At 57.5% G+C, this 23,196-nt stretch carries 17 protein-coding genes and 2 pseudogenes; 15 read left to right on the top strand and 4 right to left on the bottom strand.

Annotated features, from left to right (window positions below; genetic code table 11):
* Nucleotides 1–10: 10 nt before the first annotated feature.
* From IPP88_01775 to IPP88_01765, 3 genes are all read left to right on the top strand, one after another.
* Nucleotides 11–718, top strand: a complete 708-nt coding sequence (locus IPP88_01775; GenBank protein MBL0121495.1) for a glutathione S-transferase family protein — start codon at nt 11–13, stop codon at nt 716–718.
* Nucleotides 719–827: 109 nt separating this feature from the next.
* Nucleotides 828–2,051, top strand: a complete 1,224-nt coding sequence (locus IPP88_01770; GenBank protein MBL0121494.1) for a multifunctional CCA addition/repair protein — start codon at nt 828–830, stop codon at nt 2,049–2,051.
* Nucleotides 2,048–3,022, top strand: a complete 975-nt coding sequence (locus IPP88_01765; protein MBL0121493.1) for a quinone oxidoreductase — start codon at nt 2,048–2,050, stop codon at nt 3,020–3,022. Before IPP88_01770 ends, IPP88_01765 begins: the two co-directional genes overlap by 4 nt.
* Before the next feature lie 48 nt (nt 3,023–3,070).
* Here IPP88_01765 and IPP88_01760 read toward each other — a convergent pair whose 3' ends face one another.
* Entirely contained in the window at nt 3,071–4,030 is a 960-nt protein-coding gene (locus IPP88_01760) for a TAXI family TRAP transporter solute-binding subunit (protein MBL0121492.1), read from the bottom strand.
* A gap of 203 nt (nt 4,031–4,233) precedes the next feature.
* Between IPP88_01760 and IPP88_01755 the strand changes: the two genes are divergently transcribed.
* From IPP88_01755 to IPP88_01700, 12 genes and pseudogenes are all read left to right on the top strand, one after another.
* The gene (locus tag IPP88_01755) at nt 4,234–6,264 is read left to right on the top strand and encodes a TRAP transporter fused permease subunit (protein ID MBL0121491.1); all 2,031 of its coding nucleotides are present in this window, start codon (nt 4,234–4,236) and stop codon (nt 6,262–6,264) included.
* Between the two features lie 311 nt (nt 6,265–6,575).
* Nucleotides 6,576–7,229 (top strand): response regulator transcription factor, encoded by a 654-nt coding sequence (locus IPP88_01750; protein MBL0121490.1) that lies wholly within the window; start codon nt 6,576–6,578, stop codon nt 7,227–7,229.
* A 114-nt stretch (nt 7,230–7,343) separates the two neighbouring features.
* Nucleotides 7,344–9,275: a hypothetical protein gene (locus tag IPP88_01745; GenBank protein ID MBL0121489.1), complete on the top strand. Its 1,932-nt coding sequence runs from the start codon at nt 7,344–7,346 to the stop codon at nt 9,273–9,275.
* Nucleotides 9,276–9,446: 171 nt separating this feature from the next.
* Nucleotides 9,447–10,262: a hypothetical protein gene (locus tag IPP88_01740; protein MBL0121488.1), complete on the top strand. Its 816-nt coding sequence runs from the start codon at nt 9,447–9,449 to the stop codon at nt 10,260–10,262.
* Nucleotides 10,263–10,410: 148 nt separating this feature from the next.
* Nucleotides 10,411–10,719: a hypothetical protein gene (locus IPP88_01735; GenBank protein ID MBL0121487.1), complete on the top strand. Its 309-nt coding sequence runs from the start codon at nt 10,411–10,413 to the stop codon at nt 10,717–10,719.
* Between the two features lie 538 nt (nt 10,720–11,257).
* Nucleotides 11,258–11,647 (top strand): GFA family protein, encoded by a 390-nt coding sequence (locus IPP88_01730; protein ID MBL0121486.1) that lies wholly within the window; start codon nt 11,258–11,260, stop codon nt 11,645–11,647.
* 296 nt (nt 11,648–11,943) lie between these two features.
* The gene (locus tag IPP88_01725; protein ID MBL0121485.1) at nt 11,944–12,702 is read left to right on the top strand and encodes a hypothetical protein; all 759 of its coding nucleotides are present in this window, start codon (nt 11,944–11,946) and stop codon (nt 12,700–12,702) included.
* A gap of 580 nt (nt 12,703–13,282) precedes the next feature.
* Nucleotides 13,283–13,483: a hypothetical protein gene (locus tag IPP88_01720; protein MBL0121484.1), complete on the top strand. Its 201-nt coding sequence runs from the start codon at nt 13,283–13,285 to the stop codon at nt 13,481–13,483.
* A 144-nt stretch (nt 13,484–13,627) separates the two neighbouring features.
* Nucleotides 13,628–14,464: a hypothetical protein gene (locus IPP88_01715; protein ID MBL0121483.1), complete on the top strand. Its 837-nt coding sequence runs from the start codon at nt 13,628–13,630 to the stop codon at nt 14,462–14,464.
* 617 nt (nt 14,465–15,081) lie between these two features.
* Nucleotides 15,082–15,672: a hypothetical protein gene (locus tag IPP88_01710; protein ID MBL0121482.1), complete on the top strand. Its 591-nt coding sequence runs from the start codon at nt 15,082–15,084 to the stop codon at nt 15,670–15,672.
* A gap of 597 nt (nt 15,673–16,269) precedes the next feature.
* Nucleotides 16,270–16,897, top strand: a pseudogene (locus IPP88_01705) (DUF2185 domain-containing protein).
* A 178-nt stretch (nt 16,898–17,075) separates the two neighbouring features.
* Nucleotides 17,076–18,491: pseudogene (locus tag IPP88_01700) on the top strand (IS1182 family transposase).
* Nucleotides 18,492–18,776: 285 nt separating this feature from the next.
* Here IPP88_01700 and pntB read toward each other — a convergent pair.
* The 3 genes from pntB to IPP88_01685 all read right to left on the bottom strand — a co-directional run bounded on the left by pntB (nt 18,777) and on the right by IPP88_01685 (nt 23,196).
* Nucleotides 18,777–20,195: a Re/Si-specific NAD(P)(+) transhydrogenase subunit beta gene (pntB, locus tag IPP88_01695; GenBank protein MBL0121481.1), complete on the bottom strand. Its 1,419-nt coding sequence runs from the start codon at nt 20,193–20,195 to the stop codon at nt 18,777–18,779.
* Between the two features lie 13 nt (nt 20,196–20,208).
* On the bottom strand, nt 20,209–21,810 hold the full coding sequence (locus IPP88_01690) for a Re/Si-specific NAD(P)(+) transhydrogenase subunit alpha (GenBank protein MBL0121480.1): 1,602 nt from the start codon (nt 21,808–21,810) through the stop codon (nt 20,209–20,211).
* 195 nt (nt 21,811–22,005) lie between these two features.
* The gene (locus tag IPP88_01685) at nt 22,006–23,196 is read right to left on the bottom strand and encodes an SAM-dependent methyltransferase (protein MBL0121479.1); all 1,191 of its coding nucleotides are present in this window, start codon (nt 23,194–23,196) and stop codon (nt 22,006–22,008) included.

Here is a 23,196-nt window from a genome sequence, read left to right as displayed (position 1 = left end):
GGAGACAAGCATGCCGGACACTTCGTTCACGCTGGTTGTCGGCAACAAGAATTACTCTTCTTGGTCGATGCGTCCGTGGGTACTATTGAAGCAACTCGGCATTCCATTTGCCGAGGTGCTGTTGAAATTCCACAGCGCCGAATGGGACGCACAAATCGAACGGTTGTCTCCTTCGCGACTGGTGCCGGTGCTATGGGACGGCCAACCCGGAAGCGTGGAGTCGATTTGCAGCTGGGACACGCTTGCCATTGCCGAGTACGTTGCGGAACGCGTTCCACAAATTCCTGTCTGGCCGCGCGACGCGAAAGCGCGCGCCCGGGCAAGGTCCATCGCAGCCGAAATGCATTCCGGCTTTCGCGCCTTGCGTGGCGCGATGCCAATGAACATCCGCAATCAGCTTCCCGGCAGGGGCTACACGCCGGAGGTGGCCAAGGACATTGCCCGCATTGAAACCATCTGGCGCGATGCACGGCGCGAATTCGGGGATGGTGCCGGAAAGGGCGCATTCCTGTTTGGTGAATTTTCCGCGGCCGATGCCATGTTCGCGCCGGTGGTGATGCGTTTCATCACCTACCATCCGCCACTGGCGGATGACACCCGCGCCTATTGCGATGCGGTGACTCGTGCACCGGGTGTCGCCGCATGGATTGCCGATGCGATGCGGGAAACCGAATTCGTCGCGGAAGATGAACCATATTGCGCCGCACCCGCAAAATAGCGGGGTCATGACACAATACCGTTCGCCCTGAGGTGTCGAAGGATCCTCGCGCAGAAGACCTTGGATCTCAGGGCGAACGGTGAGTTGCCGAATAGTATTGGGTCATGACATGAGAATTTACGCCGTCGGCGGCAGCGTTCGCGACGAGTTGCTGGGATTGCCGGTACAGGATCGCGACTTTGTCGTCGTTGGTGCGACGCCTGAACAAATGGTCGCGGCCGGATACAGGCCGGTGGGCGCCGACTTTCCCGTATTCCTGCACCCGCAAACCCATGAGGAATACGCCCTCGCGCGCACCGAACGCAAGACCGCGCCGGGATACAAGGGCTTCGTATTCCACACTTCGCCCGACGTGACCCTTGAGGAAGACCTGCAGCGCCGCGACTTGACGATCAACGCCATTGCGCGGGATTCAGACGGAAACCTCATTGACCCGTATGGCGGCGCGGTCGACCTGAAGGCGGGCGTGCTTCGGCATGTGGGCGAATCATTTGCCGAAGACCCGGTGCGCGTCCTGCGCGCGGCCCGTTTCGCCGCGCGCTTCGCCGATCGCGGGTTCAAGGTAGCCACGGAAACGCTTGCGCTGATGCGAACGATGGTCGACGCGGGTGAAGTCGATCATCTGGTGCCGGAACGCGTCTGGCAGGAACTGTCGCGGGGGATGATGCATAACACGCCTTCGACAATGTTCGAGGTGCTGCGTGTTTGTGGCGCGCTGCAACGCCTGCTTCCGGAAGTTGATCGTCTCTTCGGTGTGCCGCAATCCGCCAAAGCACATCCCGAGATCGATACCGGCGTTCACGTCATGATGGTGCTGGACTACGCCGCATCCAAGAATTACTCACTACCGATCCGTTTTGCGGCGCTCAGTCACGATCTCGGCAAGGGCTTAACACCGAAGGAATCCTGGCCGAGGCATCCCGGTCACGAGGAATCCAGCGTGAAACTGGTAAAAGGCATCTGCGATCGATTGCGTGTCCCGGGCGATTGCGGCGATCTTGCGCGCATGGTCGCACAGTGGCATGGCGACGCGCATGCGGTTTCCCGATTGAATGCGGAACAACTGCTGGCGATGTTGGAAGGGTGCGACGCGTTACGCCGTCCAGATCGCTTTCGCGATTTCATCGCGGCCTGCGCCTGCGATCACCACGGCCGCCTGGGCTTCTCCGATGTTCCTTATCCGCCACGGGATTTCCTGCTGGCTGCGCTATCGGCGCTGCAAGCACTCAATTTCGGTAGCATTGCACAATCAAACGCAAACAATATTGCCGATGCGATCCACCGCGCCAAACTTGAACAACTCCAACGATTCATTGAAAGGAACACGACATGACACACGCCATCCGTATTCACGAGCACGGCGGTCCGGAAGTAATGAAATGGGAAGCCATGGACATCGGCGCGCCGGGCGAAAAGGAAGTCCGCATCCGGCACACCGCGGTGGGACTGAATTTCATCGACATCTATCATCGTACCGGCCTGTACAAGATACCGCTGCCGACGGTGCTGGGTCGCGAGGCCGCCGGCGTGGTCGAAGCCGTGGGTTCGGGCGTGACCGGAATCAAGGTGGGCGATCGAGTGGCGTACGGTGCCGCGCCGATTGGTTCCTACTGTGAGTCGAGACTGATTCCCGCGGACCGCGTGGTAATCATCCCCGCCAACGTCACTGATCAGCAGGCCGCATCCATCATGCTCAAGGGCATGACCGCGCAGTACCTTCTGCGTCGCACCTATGCCGTCAAGGCAGGCGACACCATCCTGGTCGCGGCGGCAGCGGGTGGTGTGGGCCTGATTCTCTGCCAGTGGGCGAAACATCTCGGCGTGACGGTCATCGGCACGGTAGGCAGCGAAGAAAAAGGCAAGCTCGCGAAAGCGCATGGTTGTGATCACGTGATCAACTATTCCATGGAGGATTTCGCCGTGCGGGTGGCGGAAATCACCGGCGGCAAAAAATGCGCGGCGGTGTACGACGGCGTTGGCAAGGACACATTCCTGAAATCGCTGGATTGCCTGCGTCCGCGCGGCGTGATGGCGTCGTTCGGTAATGCATCAGGCAAGGTTGAGCCCTTCGACCTCGGTATTCTCGCCGCCAAGGGTTCGCTCTATGTCACGCGACCGACGCTGGATACGCATGTCGCGACCCGCGAGGATCTGGTTAACACGGCGAACGAACTGTTCGATGTGGTCGGTCGCGGCATCGTGAAAGTCGAAATCAACCAGACCTATGCGCTGAAGGATGCGGCGCAGGCGCATCGCGATCTGGCAGCACGCAAAACGACAGGCTCGACAGTATTGCTGCCTTGAAACGACGAGGCCCGCGTCACGCGGGCCTCAATGTAATTGCGGTACTTGTCAGTTGACCTTCAGGCCTTTTTCCTTGAAATACTTCAGCGCGCCCGGATGAAACGGAATGGGTGAGCCGCCGGTGAGCTGGTTATCAAGCGACAGGTAGCTGGCATCCTTGTGTACGGCGACGATTTCAGCTTTCTTCTCGAACATGGTTTTGACAATGTCATAAACCACTTTTTCGTCGGCCTTTTCGTTCACCACCAGGATATTCCAGACCGTCAGATTGGCGCTGTCCTTTTCCTGTCCCGGATACGATTTCGCGGCAATCTTGTTCGCCACATAAAGCGGGCCGTACTTGGCGCGCATCTTGTCAACCGCGTCGGCATGATCGATGAGTTTGATCTTGGTGTTCGGTGTCGCGGCAAGATCGGTTATCGACGGCGTCGGAATACCGCCGACCCAGATAAGTGCATCGATCTTTCCGTCCTTGAGGGCGTTCACCGATTCCGCGACAGACAGCCGCTCGCGCTTCACGTCCTTGTCCTTGTCGATGCCGTAGGCTTCGAGGATACGAAATGCCATCACTTCGGTGCCGCTGCCGGGTGAACCGGTGGAGATGCGCTTGCCTTTGAGGTCAGCCATCTTCTCGATGCCCTTGCCTTCAACCGTGACGACATGCGTCAGGTTGGGATAGAACACGACCATCGCGCGCACCGCCTGCTTGTTGTCCTTGAACTTGTCGAGGCCCGAGTAGGCGTCCCACGCAGTATCGGCCATCGTAAAGCCGACCTCGGCTTTGCCGGCGCCAACCAGTTTCATGTTGTCCACCGAGGCGCCGGTCACTTCCGCCGTCGCCTGCATGTTGGGCACATACTTCGACAACACATTGGCAATCCCGCCACCAAGCGGGTAATAGACACCGCCAGTACCGCCGGTGGCAATCGAGATTCTCGTCTGTGCAAACGCCGAACCCGCCATGGCGATGCCAAGCAAACCTGCTGCAATCCATCCAAATCGCTTCATGTAATGCCTCCTGTTTTATGTCAAGCCGGAATATTTGAGCATACGCTATCCTGCACGTAAAGCGGATACATCAGTAACTGTGTGCAGGCTGGGCAACAAAACGCGTGCTGAGGGCCGCAGCGGGAGTAGAATTTTATGCGCAGCGCATTGACACCAGTCCAAGTCACGCTGACGACAACATACAAGAAGTTTCGGGGGAGTCGATGAGCGATCCGTTTCAAGAACAGGCCGCCGCCAACAGCGAAATCAGCGCCGAAGCGCTGCAAAAGGCCGAGGAGTTCATCGAAGAGGAAGAAGGCGCCTCGCACAAGCTTAAAGGCGCGATGGCAATATTCCTGACCGCGATCGCGGTGCTGACAACGGTTTTTCATCTATACGCGGCGTACGGCATTGTGCCCACGCAGCAGTTGCGCCCGATCCACGTCGGACTGGTGTTGTTTCTGTCGTTCCTGATGTTCCCGGCCGCGAAGCGATTCCGTCATCACATCATGTGGTGGGACATTGTCCTCGCACTGGTGAGTGTGGGCATCATCATTTACATGCTCGTCGGTGGCGACGATTTCACCGATCGCGCCGTGACACCCACGCCATGGGACATGATTCTCGGCGTGGCCCTGATCGTATTGGTGCTGGAAGCCGCGCGCCGTACCTCAGGATGGATCATGCCGATGGTGTGTGTCATGTTCATTGTCTACGCCATGGTCGGTCCCTGGCTACCTGCACCGTGGACACATCGTGGCTATGACGTTGCGCGTCTCATCGGCCACATGTACATGACGCTTGAGGGTATCTTCGGTGTCGCCGTGGATGTCTCGGCGACGCTGATTATCCTGTTCACTATCTATGGCGCATTTCTGCAATTTTCCGGCGCCGGAAAATTCTTCCTGGATTTTTCCTTCGCGGTGATGGGCGGCAAACCGACGGGCGCGGGGCGCACGGTGGTGCTGGCGTCTTTCCTCCTGGGCGGTCCTTCGGGTTCGGGTGTAGCCACCACGGTCACGATCGGTTCGGTCGCGTATCCGATGCTTGCCAAGGCTGGCTACGAAAAAAATGCCGCGGGCGGCCTGTTGGCGGCGGGGGGGTTGGGGGCGATTCTGTCGCCGCCAGTGCTGGGCGCGGCGGCCTTCCTGATCGCCGAATTCCTGAAAATTTCCTACCTTGACGTCATCATCATGGCAACGGTGCCGACGCTTCTCTACTATTTTTCGCTGTTCTTCATGGTGGAACTGGATGCACGCAAATACGGAATGGGCAACGTACCTTTCGAAATTGCCGCAACCGCGTGGGAGCTTAGCAAAAAATACTGGTTTCATTTTGCGTCGCTGATCTCCATCATCGTCTTCATGCTGCTGGGATTCTCGCCGACACTCGCGGTGTTCTGGTCGACCGTGGTTGCGTTTGTGGTCAGTTTTTTCCGGCGCGAGTGCGCGCTGGTTTCGTACGATGTGCTACGCGGCAAGGCGCCGCTGGTGCCAGGACTTTGGAACTCTAATCTCATCAAGGCGATGGAAAGCGGCACGACCGGCGTGCTCAATGTGGCCGCGACCTGTGCGGCAGCCGGCCTCATCGTCGGCGTCGTGACGCTCACCGGCCTGGGGCTGAAATTTTCCAGCATCGTCATCGCCTACGCGGGCGGCAGCCTGATTCTGACCGCAATCTATACCGCATTGATCGTCTGGGTGGTGGGACTTGCGGTCCCGGTGACGGCCAGCTACATCATCTGTGCCGTGATCGCCGCACCGGCCTTGACCCAACTCGGCGTGCCGGACTTCGCGGCGCACATGTTCATTTTCTATTACGCGGTACTCTCCGAAGTGTCGCCGCCGACCGCGTTGTCACCGTTCGCCGCGGCCGCCATCACCGGCGGCGACCCATACAAAACGACGCTGCAATCGTGGAAGTACACCCTGCCCGCATTCGTTGTCCCGTTCATTTTTGTGCTCGATCCACTGGGCGCCGGTGTGCTATTGCAACTGCCCAAGGGGGCAAGCTGGGGCGATGTGGCGGCGGTCGTCGCGCTCGCCTTCGTGACCATGGGCGTGCTGGCTGCGGCCGCGCAAGGGTGGCTGCTGAAACGCACCACGCTGCTGGAGCGATCGATACTGATCGTCGCTGGCGTAATGATGCTGGTGCCCAGCCCGCTCTGGGACGCGCTGGGTTTCGGCTTGGCGGCTGGGGTATTTGTTTTGCAGAAACTTCGGCGGGACGAAACGACACCCATCAGGCAAACCTGAGCGTGCGCAATATTGGGGGACCTTCTACAGCTCCTTTTTTTGGCTCGCGCGAAAAACACCAGCATTTACGAGGTTGCTGGCGGCTTTTTGCCCCGAAAGGCGCGCCAATGCTTGAGTTTGTCGCCCGCCGAACAGCGCAGGGAAGAGGTACGTAATACTACATCCCACAATTGAGGGATATACGCGCACGCGCAACTGGCAGGTAATATCGGTCTGGGCCGACGTACGATTGACTTACGGGATCGTGCCGGATGTTCCTCTCTGGAAAGCGTCATGAAGAAACTTGAAGCTGGTGCGGCGTGGCGCGTGTATTGATTGTCGAAGATGATGCGGCGTTTCGCGCCCGCTACGCCGAAATGCTTTCGCACGATCCATCCTTCGAGGTCATCGCCAGCGTCGGCACCGGAGGCGAGGGGCTCGCCATGCTCGACCTGCGCAAACCCGATGTGCTGCTGGTTGATCTCGGTTTGCCGGACGTCAGCGGCATCGAGGTGATTCGCCACGCCACGCAGACCCTGCCGAAATGCGAATGCATGGTGGTGACCGTTTTCGGTGATGAAGAACATGTACTGGCGTCGATCGAGGCCGGCGCCTCGGGCTATCTGCTGAAGGATGCTTCACCGGAAAGTTTTCTGGCGGGGATTCGTGAATTGATCAATGGTGGTTCGCCCATCAGCCCGATCATTGCCCGGCGGTTGCTGAAACGTTTTCAAACGGACAATGGAACCAGCGCGGCGGAAATTACCGATGACAACGCCAGCGACGTCTCGCTTTCCCAACGCGAGAAGGAAATCCTGGTGCTGGCCTCAAAGGGATTCAACTACCCGGAAATGGGTAAACTCATGGGCATCTCGCCTCATACCGTCACCAGTCATGTCAAGAAAATCTACCGCAAGCTTGCGGTGCATTCACGCGGCGAAGCGGTATTCGAGGCCAATCGCATGGGACTCATCCGCACGCTTTGACGCGGTTGAATTATTGTGCTTTCCATTATTAGTGACACACGGTTTTCCCGTTCTCCCTGAGGTATCGAAGGGCGATAGGGCTTCGATACCTCAGCCCGAACGGTGTATTGATTTATGAAGATTTCAATAGTGCGAATCGCCCGACTGATCACCGCACGCCTGATCTTTGCATTGGTCGCCGCGTATGCCGCGACATCCGGCACCTCGCCTGCCTTCGCGCAATCCGCCAATCCTGCCGACGCACCAGTCATCGAATTCAGTCACGCCCAGTTCACGCACATCCCCAGCGAGGCGCCCGGCACCTCCCCGCCACCGCCATCATCGGCCAATTGGCGGGATGTCGAGTTACCGGATAGCTGGCGCAAGGCACAGCGTCCGCGTACCAATCACGGTTGGTATCGCCTGCAATTCAACACCGACCCAATGTACGCAATGCACTCAACGCACGCGCCGCAAACACCGGAAACGCCTCCGCGCGCCGTGTACATCCCGCGCATCACAAACAACGTTGAAATGTATCTGAACGGCTCTTCGTTCGCGGTCAGTGGACGGCTAGGGGACGACCCGGAATTTTCGTGGAACGTTGCGCAGTATTACGCGCTGCCCGCGGGATTGCTGCGTCCGGGCAACAACGAATTGCTGATCCGTCTTCATCCCGATGGCATGTTGCGCGCCGGGCTTTCGAAAGTTTATGTCGGCGATGCCGCCCTTCTCCGGGAGCGATACGAATCGCGATATTTCGTCCAGACCCTGGCGCCGCAGTTCATCACCGGCCTGCTCGCGCTGGTGGCGATGTTCGCGCTGTCGATCTGGTGGAAGCGGCGCAACGAATCCATGTTCGGCTTCTTTGCGCTGATGCTGATGGTGGCCATCGTGCGCGTAGTGCATTACTACATCCGCGACGAACCCTTATGGTTGGCGCTGCTAGCCGTGCCGTCGCTCTGCTGGCTGACAGTCCTGCAGGTGCAATTCGCATTGCGATTCGCCGGGCAGCCGATGCCGCGATTCGAGAAATTGCTGATCGTCATCGCAGCCGTGTCCACGGTCGCGCTGTTCGGAGCCGCGCAATTCGGCGGGTATGGGTTGGTCACGCTGCTGGTCTATGCAACGTATGCCGTGCTGTCGCTGGCGATTCTGGTGATATTGTCGCGGGCGCTGCTGAGGGACGCGACGATTGAGAACATTCTCATGCTGTGCGCGCTGACGATCAACGTTGCATTCGGCGTCCACGACTTCCTGAACTACCAGGAATTGCTCGGGTTCGATCACCTGTACCTGCTGCCGCTTGGGCTGCCGTTGTTGATGCTGGCGGTCGCTGCATTGCTGGTGAAACGCTTTGTCGAAACCCTCAGCGGCTACGAAAAACTCAACGCGGACCTGGTGCATGTGGTCGCCGAGCGCGAACAGGAACTGACGCAGAGTTATGAAAAGCTGCGCGCGCTTGATCAGCAGCGCGCCACCGCTGAAGAACGGCAGCGCCTGATGCGCGATATGCACGACGGCATTGGCTCGCACCTGATGTCCACGCTCGCGCTGTCGCGCATGGGCACGCTCTCGCAACACGACATGCAGGAAATCCTCGCCGATTGCATCGATGAGCTGAAGATCACCATCGATTCGCTGGAGCCGGTGGAAAGTGACTTGCTGGTGGTGCTGGGCAATCTGCGCTACCGGCTTGAACCGCGGCTGAATCTCGCCGGCATCGAGCTGGAATGGGCTGTGACCGATCTGCCGCCACTCGCGTATCTCGATCCGGAAAACACCCGCAGCATCCTGCGCATCGTGCAGGAAGCATTCACCAACACATTGAAGCACGCGCGCGCCAAACGCATCACGCTTTCCACCGGCATCGATGTCGCCAACGCTCGCGTGTGGGTGCGGCTGGCCGATGACGGCGTGGGTTTTCAGTCGGGGCAACCCGCGGGACGCGGCCTGGAGAACATGAAACGTCGCGCCGAAAAACTTAATGGGCGGGTGGAAGTGGTGCCATTGCAAGGTGGCGGCACTTGCGTGAATTTGTATTTGCCGCTGGCGAAGATGGGGTGAGTGAAAAGCATGGCGGCAGGCGTGATGAGTCGATGTTGAAAGCCTGCGTTCAGCGAGTAGGAGGGTCAAGAGCTTGTGCAATTGATCAATTCCTACCTGAACAGGTAGGTTACGCCAATGCAGAATTGGGACAGAATACCGACCAGACGGCATTGTCTTGAGAGAAAATACATGCGACATTGGATAAAGTTGGTGGTACTTGTTTCAGGACTTTGGGGTGGCGTCGCTGAAAATGCATTTGCCCAGTCCCCCGCCCACGCGGAAACGCCGGTTTATGCGATTCTTTCGTTGATCGGCGACCGCCTTGATATCGTGATCCGCCAGTTGCAAACTGGCACACGCCTCGATAGCAACATCCACCAGCCACTGCCAATCACCGACCCGATATTTGATGAAGCCGCAGTGACGGCGGCAGGAAATGCGATTCGCGAGGCCATACCGAAGGTCGAAATCGCCGCGCTCCGCACGCGCAGCCAAGTGCTATTCGACAAGCAGGCCACGCTCTTCGAAGTCAAAGGCGAGACAATGGCAATCCCGAACGCGATCAAGGACGCGTTGCGTGAACAGGGCGCCACAAAACTCATGCTGATCGGCAAACGTCGCGACGACGCATCCTTCATGTTTGCGGGCGGCACCTATGATGGCGCAGGCAAGCTTGAAGGTCTCGGCTTCTATCTGGATGGCAGTTGGCGTACACATACCGTCGATCCGAAAACGGGTGCAACAAGCCAGGGAGGCATAGGATTCATTGCCCCATTTGCATTCATGGAAGTCACGCTGGTCGACTTTCCTTCTTGCCGCGTCCTTGGCAAGAAAAAAGTGGCGGCCTATTACATGGCAGGTTCCGGCCGAGCGGAGCAAGACATCGGCGAGCCGTGGCGCGCGCTGACGTCGGCCGACAAGGTCCGCCTGATCAATCAACTTGTCACACGCGATGTCGCGGTGGCTGTTAAGGGATTGGTCGCCGGAATAGGTGCTGTGAAATAGGGAACGGATATTTTGTGGGAGCGCGGGATCGTTGTCTGAGCAATGTCTGCTTACGGCGAATTCCGGTCCTGCAAATTGAACTTGCAAGTTAATCGCGGCACAGCGCGCCAATGACTATTCTTTCGCTCACCCGTCGCTAGAGGCCCCCATGACAATTCGTTGCACTATGGTGCTCTGGTTTGTATTGGCTTTTTCACATGCGACGTTTGCCCAATTGCTGCCACGCCCCTTACAAGACAGCGACAAGTTTGCGAGCCCCATTCTCACCATCAGACCGAAATTTCCCGACAGGGAGCCCACGGACATATTCCCTGTGGAAATCCGCATCACCGGCAACATCAATGAAGCGGGCGTTCTAACGTCGCCGACCTTCTCGCCCGCCGAGGGAAAGGAAAAATTTGTTCGCGCCATTGAAGAAGTATTGCCGCAATGGCGCTTTCAGCCGGACTTGAGTTGACATGCCCCGCTGCCCCGTGGTTTGGTTCAAAGGGGCCCATGTGTCGGTCTCGGCGGCGGTGAGGCAAGGTGATGAAAACTCGTGACAAGCCGCGCACCTAGGCACCCAAAGCTGAATTCCGGAAGCCGCTGCCGAATGGGTGGAAGGCGGCCGCCTGTTCGGTCAACAACGGCGAGTATAGACCCACGAGCTTCACGGCGCGTCAAAGTCACCAGGGGCCCGCGCACGGTCCCCGGGATTCCTTTGGCCCCCCCGGCGCGGGGGGCGCGGGCCCCCCCCCCCCCCCCCCCCGCCCCCCCGGCGGGGGTGGCCCCCCCCGGGGGGCCGGGAAAGGGGACTCACAATCGACTGGCATGTTTCGACCGACACCAGTACTTCACCTTGAACTTCCAACCGATTCTCGGCGCGGTGCGGCTTTGACTGCCATTTTTCTATCGCCACGTCAGGCGGCAAGAAACCTCACAAATCCACGCACTGCCTGAATGCTATCCTTCCGCACAGCCCCAGCTTCTCACGAGAATATCAAACGGAGGTTGAAGTGATCTACGGCTCCTGCCACTGCGGCGAAATCAAATGGCAATTCGAAGGAATCCCCGAGTCCGCGACGGCGTGCAACTGCACGGTTTGTCGTCGCTATGGCGTGCTTTGGGCTTATGACTATGAAGGCGAAGGCATCAATATCTCGGGTCCGACCAAGGCCTACATTCGAGGCAAGGCAATAGAGTTTCACTTTTGCCCCACTTGCGGTTGCGTGGCCTACTGGCGGTCGCAGACACTGAACCCGGAAGGGCGTCGCCGGATAGCGGTCAATCTGCGCCTATCTGACCCGGATGCGATTGCCCAGGTTCCCATTGACCATTTCGACGGGCTCAACACCTTCGATGACCTGCCCCGGGATGGGCGATGTGTGGCGGACTATTGGTTCTAGCCTGCAATGTGCGGCGTCGTGCGGCCGAACCCCTCGCGCAAGCCGGGGCCCAATGGCGGGTGATTAGGGCCCGACATGGCCCAAACGTTGAAGGCGTTGCAAAACCCCTTTAGTCCCAGCTGTACATTGACGGCGGACGTAGAATGGAAGAACGGCTTTCGGAGAAAACCGGCCCGCCGGCTTGGCATACCCAATGAAGCGCCAAGTGATATACGGATGTGGTGACTTTATTTCCTGTTTCTGTGCGGAAGCGTTTCGCCCACAGGAACATTTCAACAACCTCAGTGGAGGCAGCCATGTACGAACAGAATTCTGTTATTGCCACGGCAGGCGGTGACTCGGGTGGTAGTCGCTTCGATCCGGATGGACGCGCGGTCGGCGCAGGGGATGGCGTCGAGTGGCTCAAGCAAGGTTGGCAGTTGTTCCTGAAAAACCCTGGCATCTGGATCGCGGTGACCGTGATCATGCTGGTCATCACCATTGCACTGGGCATCGTTCCAATCGTCGGTCAGTTGGCCGCACAGTTCCTGATGCCGGTGTTTACGGGCGGCCTTCTGCTCGGCTGCAAATCGCTGAGCGATGGCGGTGAATTGAATATCGATCACCTGTTTGCGGGCTTCAAACAGAACACCGGTAATCTGGTCATGGTGGGCGTGTTCAACCTCATCGGTGTCGCCGTGATCATGTTGATTACCTTTGTCATTGGCGGCGGCGCCGCGTTGACCGGCGGCCTCATGGGGCGCGGAGCAGGCGTGGGCATGGCCCTTGGCGGCATCCTGCTTGCCGTGCTGGTCATGTTGTTACTGATGGTGCCACTTTATATGGCGCTCTGGTTTGCACCGGCGCTGGTGATCTTCCACAACGTAGCGCCACTGGAGGCGATGAAGGCGAGTTTCGCTGCCTGCCTCAAGAACATTGCACCTTTCCTGGTCTACGGCATCGTCCTGGTGGTCCTTTGCATCATCGCCGCAATTCCCCTCGGCCTCGGCTTCCTCGTCCTGATTCCAGTGATCATCGGGTCAGTCTACGATTCGTATAAGGGTATATTCGAGTAGCGTGACGCGCGATGCAGAACTTCCGCATTCGGCCAACACCAGCCGTTCGCCTTGGGTTTCCAACTGAGTCGCGGCGCGATTGAAAATTTGTCGATTGTCTTTCTGAAACCATTTAGGGTTCCCGCATTCAGATGAAGCGCGTGCTATTTGTCTGCAGCCAAAACCGCTTGCGGAGTCCAACGGCTGAACAAGTATTCGCCAGCCATCCTGATCTCGACTGCGCTTCTGCAGGTACCAATCACGATGCAGAAAATCCGTTGACGCTAGAGCTGGTTGAGTGGGCGGAGGTCATCTTTGTGATGGAGAAAGCTCACAAAAATAAGCTGAATTCCAAATACCGACGGTACATGGTCAACAAGCGAGTAATCTGTCTCGATATACCCGACGAATACGAATACATGGACCCAGCACTCATTCGGCTATTGAAGGTCAAGGTTCTGCGATTCTTGCCCGTCACACAAGGTAGCCTTAGTGATTGACTGCGCCGTTCGCCAGCACCAGTCCTTCGACTTGAGCTTTCAACTTAATCTCTGCATGATGCGTTCATGAATGTTGTCCTTTCACCTTCCTTCGTCAAATCATGAAAACAAACTGGCTGCGAAGAAACCGTCATCTGGTTGTCTCATTTCTCTGGGCTTTGGCGTCGATCTTTTCAGGCATTGGTGCGCTGAATCAGACTGGTCCATGGCGCTTTGGACCATCGCTGGCGTTACTGGCAGTCGGCGTCCTTTGGTTCTTTACGACAAGACCGAAAAATCCGATATCCGCTTCAAGTGAATAGCGCTTGTTTCTGATAGTTGGAACTAATTTGGTTCGCAATTTGACTGTCTCAAATCGGCCAGGAGCGGAAGTTCGTGTACTCCGCTCAATTCACCGGTTACCGGTCATACGAACTTCGTGACTACGCTTCAATTAGGCGATAGAGATGACCAAGATCTATGAATTGCGCTCGACCTCGTTGATTGATGGCAATACTCACTACTGGGGAGCCAAAGACAGCAAAGTAGAGGCGGAGTCTCTGCTCAGAGAAAAAACTACAGGCGACAAGAAGGCATGGGCGGATGAGTATCACGCCCGCTGGTGGATTGAGGAGATCGACACGACAGGAATGTTTGAAATTCCGTCACGGCCCGCACCACGCGAACGGTTCGTGACAAAGTGTGGCGTAATAAAGTCTCCGCCCAATTGGGACACGCTCCACGTTTCCATCTTGGATACGGGCAGGCGAGTCATAGCAGAATATCATCGCAATTACTGGAGCATGTACCGCACGTTTGAGCCATTTCGCCAAGGTTCTAGGATGCTCGCGTTGGTATCGCCGGACTACACAGCGACGTCGGTTATGGACTTGGACACGGGCAAGATAATCGCAAGCGAAACGCCACGTTCGGAGGGTTTCTGTCCAGTCGGTTTTTACGTTCCGGATTGGTGGGACATAAACGATGGCTCCACCCTTCCGGGTTCAAAGTATTGGAGTGATGACTGCGAGGAACCGAGAGGGGACTTTGGATTTGTATGGGGTTGCCGGTGGGGGGATGACTCTTCCTGGAAGGTGCAGTTTCTAGATCTGTCGCAAGTTCAACAAGGCAAGATCGTGCGCGACGACAGATTTGGATACGTCGAGTTGGCCACTAACGAGAAGTTGAATCCGAAAGACTTCATTGACTGCCACTTTGACGAAGGCAAGCGGACGGTGGAGTTCTCAATTCTCGCCAGGTTCGATATGGCCACCGGCAAACGCGAGCAGAACGAGCTCGAATGAAACGTAGTGCGCTAATCGAAAGCGGGGATGCGATGGCTTACTATCGCCAAGCAGAAACCTGCCAACACCAGCCGTTCGACCCGAAATCATGATTTAAAGGCCGCAGGTTGAATCAATGATCAACTTTTCAATTGCTTGCTGAAAGGCTCAGCGTATCCCGATGCCGCTAATGGAGTCTGCAGGTCGGTCGTTTATTGAGTGTTGCAAGTGCCGAACTACTGTCGTTTGGCCTGCTGATATTTCCGCAGCACTCGCAGCAGAATTTGCGATCGCCGCGCGCCGTGATCGCCTTGGAAGGGATGTGCTTTGCCGAGTCTAAGTTGAGATTGGGTCCGCGTGACGCAAAGGTGCTTTCGTTGCACGTCACACGCCCGGCCGGCCACTGCCATAAATGCGGAAAGCCGGTTGAAAAAGGTGAATCAATTTGTGCATGTAGGTCTGCGAACATAGACTGGTAAAAGGATTGGCTTCCTGTGCCAAACATCCTGCATACATATGCCTTTTTCAATGCTGGTGACTTTCGGCGAGCAGTGGACCGTTGCTTTGCACGTCCAACTGAACTTCATCTCGACGCGCCTGTGATCAAGTGTTTTCTACTTCCTCAATAACCTGCACCCATGCATCAAACCGAGATTAGGTTTATTGAGATTGCGAAACGGTGCGCCACTGTGGGCATGCACGCGGCGCAAGCATTCAACAATGAGCAGGCGAAACTTCAACTAGATCAAGTATTGTCGCAGGGCCGCCTCGCCACGCTGCACGGTACGAATCAATCCTTGGCAGTGCTCGAACAGCTTGTTGTGTTGACGCGCGCGCACAAGGAAGCATTCAACAAATTGGTAATAGCCACATCTTCCGAGCTCGCGACAGCGTTGGCAGACATGCCAGTGCACTTACGAGAAGAGTACCGCGCAAAGTTCATCGAAACGGTGAACTGGCAACTCAACGCGCAGTCTGGGTTCTACATCAATCGGGAGAAGTGGATAGCTGCGGCATTTGGGATATGCAAGCTAATTGAATCTCGTCGCCAGACCGCAACGTTCTCCGAAAACGGAGTCGACTTCGCCAACGACGAAGACTTAGTTCACTTTTCGTCTCTGCTGGCAATCATTGAAGAGACTCACAATGTAGAAGTTGCGCAGTTGAATGAGAGGCTGATTCGTCTCGCCAGTTCAGCCCATGCTCTTGGCCTTCGGCCAGCAAAATGATAGACAATGTGCATGTGTGCTCATACCATCCAACCAGCAGACTGTGTCGGCCGGCAGGCGCAAAACTTGGCTTAAGGTCGATGGACAGCTGTCGGCCACAACCAATCTCTCACGGAAGGCGCCAATCTCGAATGACACTCTATGGATAACGGCAAAACTTCAATCGCTGAGAAGTCAAAAGACTACAAAGTCACCTACTGGCCGCTCATTTTTGTCTTCGATATTTGCGTCGGTATATTGATAGTCGTTTTGATTCACTTCCTTGGGAAATAGCCAACAAAATCTGGCAGGCATCTTTCGACCAGAAACGGCCGTCCAAATTAGTGAGTGAATTTTCTTGAAAGCACACTAAATGATCGCACCTGAAAGTAACTCCAACTCGCAGAATGATGTCCACGAAAAGAATCAGGGACGGCTTTCTCAACACAAGATAATTTTCGCGTTGGAAATGATTGTCTTGGTTATCAGCGTGTATTTTCTTGTTCGGTAGAAGAATAGAACGGCTACATTCGGCCACAACCGGCCCTTGAGGCTGTGACCCTCGTTGTGAACCAATCCTGACGTATAAATTGAGTTAGGCCTCACGGAGGAGATCGTATGCAATCGTGGCACCTTGCGGACGCTGACGAACTCGCTGCCGATTACAAATACACCTTCTACAAACCGGCGCTGGAAGTCCTTCAAAAGGTCAAAGTGGGCGACGCAGTCAAACTTATATTCCGCTTCGAAAGTGACGATCCTGACGCCCCGGGTGCTGAACGCATGTGGGTTCTCGACGAGATCGGCGATCAAGGCAAGTTCAGAGGACGCCTCAACAACGAGCCGAAGCACATCACTGACCTGAAACTCGACGAGCCGGTTGAATTCAAGTCCTGTCACATCATTGCCACTGAGCACGATGACGATGACAACCTGGTCGAAAAGTACATCAAGCGGTGCTTCGTCACGAATCATGTTCTGCACGAAGGTAAGCTCGCAGGCTACCTGTACCGCGAAGATCCGACGACGAGGAAGACGGCGGGTGGCGGATCACCGCAAACGACGAGTCAGACGAATATATGGAAGACTCAAAGAACTGCGCCTACGTATCGCTCGGTGCAGTGCTGAATCAAGACGATTCTTTTGTTGACCTACTGGAGTCCCCTATTGGTTCAGCTTCTTCATCCGCGATCCCGCAAGCGGGAGATTTGTCCCATGCGACAACGAGGCACAACCCTTACATTGAGACAACTCTCTCTCGGCAGTCGGGTCGAGCCTTTCGTGCTGATCGTTGAGTGACCGCTTTCAAAATTCCAAAGACTGCTTGGGGTCGAGGCTGTGTGAAAACGACTCCGGAATATCGGAACAATTCAGGCGTGTAAGGTCATAGCTACTCATTGATTTAGCGTAGCGAGGTCGCCCTGATGAAGCGCTTCATTCCTGCGGAAAGTCGAACGCAAACCACGTTGCTTCCTGAGTGTCTTGATGACTATATCAGCGACGACAACCCGGTTCGCGTCGTTGATGTATTCGTCGAAGAACTGAACTTGGTCAAGCTCGGTTTTGAAAGCGCCACGGCAAGTGCCACGGGCCGTCCCGCCTACCACCCCGCCACGCTGCTCAAGATTTACATCTACGGCTACCTCAATCGCCTGCAATCGAGCCGACGCACGGAACGCGAGACGGAACGCAATCTTGAACTGATCTGGCTCACGGGCCGATTGAGACCTGACTTCAAGACCATCGCCGATTTTCGCAAGGACAACGGACCCGCTATACGCCGCATCTGTAGTCAGTTCATTGTGTTGTGCCGGAACCTGAAGCTGTTCTCGGAAGCGATCGTGGCAATCGATGGCAGCAAGTTTAAAGCCGTCAACAACCGCGACAAGAACTTCACCGAACACAAGTTGAAGGCGCGCATGGCGCAAATTGAAGAAAGCGTCGGACGCTACCTAAGCGAACTCGATCGTGCCGATCGTAACCCCGCGGCGGTAAGTGAAGGCCGCGTTTCTCGCCTGAAAGAAGGTCAGCCGACTCAAGGAGCAGATGCGGCGCTTGCAAGACATTGGTGAGCAACTTCAAGCCGCGCCCGACCATCAGGTGTCGCTAACCGACCCCGATGCACGCTCCATGGCTACCAGTGGACGCGGCACCGGCATGGTGGGCTACAACGTGCAAACCGTCGTTGATGCCCGGCATCATCTGATCGTCGCCCATCAGGTCACCAATGTGGGTCACGACCGGCAACAACTCTCGACAATGGCGCAGCAAGCCGTGCAGGCAACGGGCAATCAAGCGCTCACGGTGCTGGCTGACCGAGGCTATTTCAATGGCGAGCAGATCCGAGAATGCGAGCAACAGGGTATCAACACGCTTGTGCCCAAGCCGCTCACGTCCAACAACAAGGCCGCCGGGCGCTTTGACAAGCGTGATTTCACTTACCTCGCCGAGCGCAATGAATACCGATGCCCTGCGGGGCAAAGCGCGATTTGGCGTCAGACGACAGTCGAAAAGGGCATGACCCTTCATCGATACTGGTCCTCGGCATGCCCAAAGTGTCCGATGAAAGCGCAATGCACGACCGGCACGAATCGACGCGTGACGCGCTGGGAGCACGAGGACATTCTTGAGCGCATGCAAGACCGGCCGAGCAGAACCCGGACGCCTCCCGCCAGCGGCGCTCGACGGTTGAGCATCCTTATGGAACGCTCAAGGCATGGATGGGTGCCACGCATTTCCTGACCAAGACACTGCCGCGCGTCAGTACCGAAATGAGCTTGCATGTGTTGGCGTATAACCTGAAGCGAATGATGAAAATTCAAGGCATCAAGGCGCTAATAGCGATGCTGAAAGGACCAACAAGCGGTGGCTTGAACGCCAATTGTGCTAAAAAAAGAACGACCTACTCAAAAACGTCCCGTGACGGCGCGGGACGCGTCATTCTCAGCGACACAATATTTATGTTTTCACACAGCCTCGGTCGTTACCAGCCATTTGCCGTCCAGAAAACAAAAGCGCCCCAACCTCGGGGCGCTTGATTTTTATCTACCAACCTCCAGCACTGGCGCGCCTTCCCGGGCGATAACACCCTGAAAGCCGCACCGAATGGCGTTCTACGAGATCAACTAATCCGTCTTCAACGCCGTCAACACTTCATCCAGCATCTTCTTCGCATCGCCAAACAGCATGCGATTGTTCTCTTTGTAGAAGAGCGGGTTGTCGACGCCCGCGTAGCCGGAGGCCATGCTGCGTTTCATCACGATCGAGGTCTTGCCCTTCCAGACTTCCAGCACCGGCATGCCGGCGATGGGGCTGTTGGGATCGTCCTGCGCGCTGGGGTTCACGATGTCGTTGGCGCCGATAATCATCGTGACATCGGTGGTCGGGAAGTCATCGTTGATCTCGTCCATTTCCATGACGATGTCGTACGGCACTTTCGCTTCGGCCAGCAACACGTTCATGTGGCCCGGCATGCGACCGGCGACGGGGTGAATGCCGAAGCGCACAATCTTGCCTTTGTCGCGAAGGAACTTGGTGATTTCATACACCGTGTGCTGCGCCTGCGCGACCGCCATGCCGTAGCCCGGCACGATGATGACGCTCTTGGCTTCCTTCAGCAATTCGGCTGTCTCCAGCGCACTTACCGGCACGACTTCACCGGCGGGTTGCGCGGCACCGGCAGCAGGCGCCGTACCGCCGCCACTGCCGAACCCCCCCGCGATCACGCTGATGAAATGCCGGTTCATCGCCTGGCACATGATGAAGGAAAGGATCGCACCACTCGAACCGACCAGCGCACCGGTCACGATCAGCAGATCGTTCGACAGCATGAAGCCGGTCGCGGCGGCCGCCCAACCGGAGTAGCTGTTCAGCATCGAGACCACCACCGGCATGTCAGCGCCACCGATGGCCATCACCATGTGAATGCCGAACAGCAGCGCGATCACGGTCATGACGATCAACGGTGTCATGCCGGCTTCGATCGTGTGCGCGTTCAGGAATTCGCGTCCGTACCAGATCACCACCAGCAGGCCGATGAGGTTCAGCCAGTGGCGCGCGGGCAATGTCAGCGGTGTGCCGCTGATCTTGCCGGAGAGCTTGCCAAAGGCGATCACCGAACCGGACAGCGTGACCGCGCCGATGAGGATGCCGACGTAGACCTCGATGTGGTGGATGCCTTGCTCGGCGGACGTCAATCCGGCCGTGGAGGTCGGGTCAACATAGCTGGCAAAACCGACCACCATGGCGGCGAGGCCGACCATGCTGTGCATGAACGCGACCAGTTCGGGCATCTGCGTCATCTGCACCGTGCGTGCCAGATACATGCCGATGCTGCCACCGACCAGCAGCGAGCCGATGATCCAGCCGAGACCACCCGTGGTGACGCGGGGGCCAAAGATGGTCGCGAGCACGGCGATGGTCATGCCGATCATGCCGTAGAGATTTCCCCGGCGTGATGACTCGGGATTGGAGAGGCCGCCCAGGCTCAGGATGAAAAGCATGATGGCGGCGATGTAGGAAACGGTTACGAGGCTTGCGGACATGTTGTCGTCTCCCTTATTTACGGAACATGGCCAGCATGCGCTGGGTGACGGCGAAGCCGCCGAACATGTTGATGGCGGTCAGGCCGATGCCTGCCACCGCGAGCCAGCGTATGACGTCATCCGGTCGCGCGCTTTGGCCAACCACGGCAGCCACGGCCGGCGGCGCAATCTGCACCAGCGCACCGATGATGATGATGCTGGAAATCGCGTTGGTCACGCTCATCAGCGGCGTGTGCAATGCCGGAGTGACATTCCACACCACCATGTAGCCGACGAAGCAGGCGAGCACGAACACCGTGAAGTGGCCGAGGAAAGCCGGTGGCGCGTACGCGCCGATGAACCAGAACACCACGGCCGCGACGGCGAACATGATGGTCAGGGTTTGCGCAGGCATCGGGGCACTGGCGCCGTGGCCATGGCCCTTCTTGGCAGCCGGTGCCGCGACCGCGGTAGACGGCTTGGCGGCGGTGACCGCTGACTGCTTGGGTGGTGGCGGCGGCCAGGTGATTTCACCTTGCTTGACCACGGTCAGTCCGCGGATGGCCTCGTCTTCCATGTTGACGTTGATGACGCCATCCTTGGTCTTGCACAACTCCTCGGAAAGCCGGAACAGGTTGGTCCCGTACAGCGTCGATGATTGCTTCGCCATGCGGCTGGCCAGGTCGGTATAGCCGACGATGGTGACGCCGTGCTTGACCACCACTTTGCCCGGCTCGGTCAGTTCGCAGTTGCCGCCCTGCTCGGCCGCCATGTCGACGATGACGCTGCCGGCCTTCATCGATTGCACCATCGCGGCGGTGATCAGCTTCGGCGCCGGCTTGCCAGGGATCAGCGCGGTGGTGATGATGATGTCGACCTCGCGCGCCTGCTTGGCGTACATCTCACGCTGCGCCTGCTGGAAGCCCTCGGACATGACCTTGGCGTATCCACCACCGCCGGAACCCTCTTCTTCGTATTCGACCTTGACGAATTCGCCGCCCAGCGACTTGACCTGATCCGCCACTTCGGCGCGTGTGTCGTTGGCGCGCACGATGGCGCCCATGCTGGCGGCGGTGCCGATGGCCGCAAGGCCGGCAACACCGGCACCGGCGATAAACACCTTCGCCGGCTGGACCTTACCCGCAGCGGTGATCTGCCCGCTGAAAAAGCGGCCGAAGGCGTTGGCAGCCTCGACCACGGCGCGATATCCACTGACGCCGGCCATCGAGGTCAACGCATCCATCTTCTGGGCGCGGGAGAGTGTGCGCGGCAACGAATCGATCGCCAGCACGGTGACCTTTCTCGCCGCCATAGCCGCCATCAGGTCCGGGTTCTGCGCCGGCCAGATGAACGAGATCAAAACCAGTCCTTCCTTCATCTGCGCCACTTCGTCCATCGACGGCGCGCGCACCTTGAACACAATGTCCGATTCCGCCCACAGCTTTGCCGCGCTATCGACGACGCCGGCGCCCGCCTTGCGGTAATCCTCATCGCTGACGTTGGCGTTCTCGCCAGCGCCTGCTTCCACCTGCACCGTAAAACCGAGCTTGATCAGTTTTTCAACCACTTCGGGAACGGTCGCAACGCGCCGTTCGCCTGAAAAAACTTCTTTTGGTACTCCGATCATTTGCGGCATCTTTTCTTACTCCCCAAGTTCGATTGCTGAATCAGGTATCCAACGTCCCCGTGACAGTCACGGAAAGCTAGCGTTGGCGGTGGCTACGACATGCGTTACCCGGCTCGTGGCACAAAACAACCCAACAGAGCCCAATGCGGCGACACAGTCTAACGCGAAGATACAGATATCCGTGGCAAGGACTTTTGCGCTAGATCAAACCGGCAAGGGTCGAGCCTTTGCCAGCGCCGGAATCGTCACCTCTCCGCTGGTGAAGCCGATCACCTTGAAAAATTCACCCATTTCAGCTGGTGAAACCAGCCGCTGGAACTGGTTGGTGAGCGGCAGGTATTGGGCGGGATCACGGGGATCGGCTTTCGCCAACAGATCCGGCAACCCGCTGGCGAGCAGGAAATGGGCCTGCGTGGTGTAGCCGGCCAGTTGCAGTCCCGCCGCCGTTCCCGCTTCGGCCACCGAGCTGAAATCGACATGCGCGGTGATGTCCTGCAGCCCCGGATAAAGAAAGGGATCGGGGTGCGCAAAGTGCCGGTAATGGCACATCAGGGTGCCGGTAATACGGCTGGGATGATAGAACTCGGCCCCACGAAAACCGTAATCGATGAATAGCATCGCGCCAAGTTTCAACGATTGCGCAAGGCTGCGGACCAGCCCGGTGACGGCGGGGGCGACTTCTGTCACGTAGTCGTCGGGGGCCGAGTTGTTTAACCAGGCACCTTGAATTTGCGTCATGGCGGCAGAAATTTCTGGAGCAGCCGGCACATCCTGCCAGATGAAATCGTCACCGTTCAACGCCACGCCGCGCTCGAATTGGCCGCCCGCGCGCCACGTCACCAGGTGCGCCGGAATCACGTCCAGCACTTCATTGGCGATCATCACGCCAGTGAAATCCTGCGGCAAGGCATCGAGCCATTCGACGCGCGCGGCGAGGGAAGCAGGCAGTGCCGACAAGGCCTGTTGCTGACGTTCACGCAAGTCTGCGCTGACTTCCAACAGGCGATAACGCTCTGGCAACACGCCGATGTCATCCAGTGCCATCAAAACATCTTTCGCGAGCTTGCCTGAACCTGGCCCCAGTTCCAGCACATCTCCGCCGGTCTGGCGCAGCACATCTGCAATCGATGAAGCCAAGGTTTGGCCGAACAGCGAGGATATTTCCGGCGCCGTGACGAAATCGCCCGCGGCGCCGAACTTGCGCGCACCCGCCGCGTAATAACCCAGGCCAGGCGTGTACAGCGCCAGTTCCATGAAGCGCGCAAACGACAACCAGCCGCCGGCCTTGTTGATTTCCGCACGGAGCATTTCCGCGCAAGCTTGCGAATGTGCGAGCGCCGCGCCCTCGGGAACGGGCAATGTATCGGCAAGGGATCGTGGCAGGGGAGTTCGCAT

Source organism: Betaproteobacteria bacterium (assembly GCA_016720925.1).
Lineage (GTDB): Bacteria > Pseudomonadota > Gammaproteobacteria > Burkholderiales > Usitatibacteraceae > UKL13-2.
The sequence above is the reverse complement of the archived record's forward strand: the minus strand, read 5'-3'. Positions and strand labels throughout refer to the sequence as shown.

Coding starts and splice junctions, on each gene's coding strand:
- IPP88_01775 (MBL0121495.1), top strand. CDS start 11: ATGCCGGACACTTCGTTCACGCTGGTTGTCGGCAACAAGAATTACTCT.
- IPP88_01770 (MBL0121494.1), top strand. CDS start 828: ATGAGAATTTACGCCGTCGGCGGCAGCGTTCGCGACGAGTTGCTGGGA.
- IPP88_01765 (MBL0121493.1), top strand. CDS start 2,048: ATGACACACGCCATCCGTATTCACGAGCACGGCGGTCCGGAAGTAATG.
- IPP88_01760 (MBL0121492.1), bottom strand. CDS start 4,030: ATGAAGCGATTTGGATGGATTGCAGCAGGTTTGCTTGGCATCGCCATG.
- IPP88_01755 (MBL0121491.1), top strand. CDS start 4,234: ATGAGCGATCCGTTTCAAGAACAGGCCGCCGCCAACAGCGAAATCAGC.
- IPP88_01745 (MBL0121489.1), top strand. CDS start 7,344: ATGAAGATTTCAATAGTGCGAATCGCCCGACTGATCACCGCACGCCTG.
- IPP88_01740 (MBL0121488.1), top strand. CDS start 9,447: ATGCGACATTGGATAAAGTTGGTGGTACTTGTTTCAGGACTTTGGGGT.
- IPP88_01735 (MBL0121487.1), top strand. CDS start 10,411: ATGACAATTCGTTGCACTATGGTGCTCTGGTTTGTATTGGCTTTTTCA.
- IPP88_01725 (MBL0121485.1), top strand. CDS start 11,944: ATGTACGAACAGAATTCTGTTATTGCCACGGCAGGCGGTGACTCGGGT.
- IPP88_01720 (MBL0121484.1), top strand. CDS start 13,283: ATGAAAACAAACTGGCTGCGAAGAAACCGTCATCTGGTTGTCTCATTT.
- IPP88_01715 (MBL0121483.1), top strand. CDS start 13,628: ATGACCAAGATCTATGAATTGCGCTCGACCTCGTTGATTGATGGCAAT.
- IPP88_01710 (MBL0121482.1), top strand. CDS start 15,082: ATGCATCAAACCGAGATTAGGTTTATTGAGATTGCGAAACGGTGCGCC.
- pntB (MBL0121481.1), bottom strand. CDS start 20,195: ATGTCCGCAAGCCTCGTAACCGTTTCCTACATCGCCGCCATCATGCTT.
- IPP88_01690 (MBL0121480.1), bottom strand. CDS start 21,810: ATGCCGCAAATGATCGGAGTACCAAAAGAAGTTTTTTCAGGCGAACGG.
- IPP88_01685 (MBL0121479.1), bottom strand. CDS start 23,196: ATGCGAACTCCCCTGCCACGATCCCTTGCCGATACATTGCCCGTTCCC.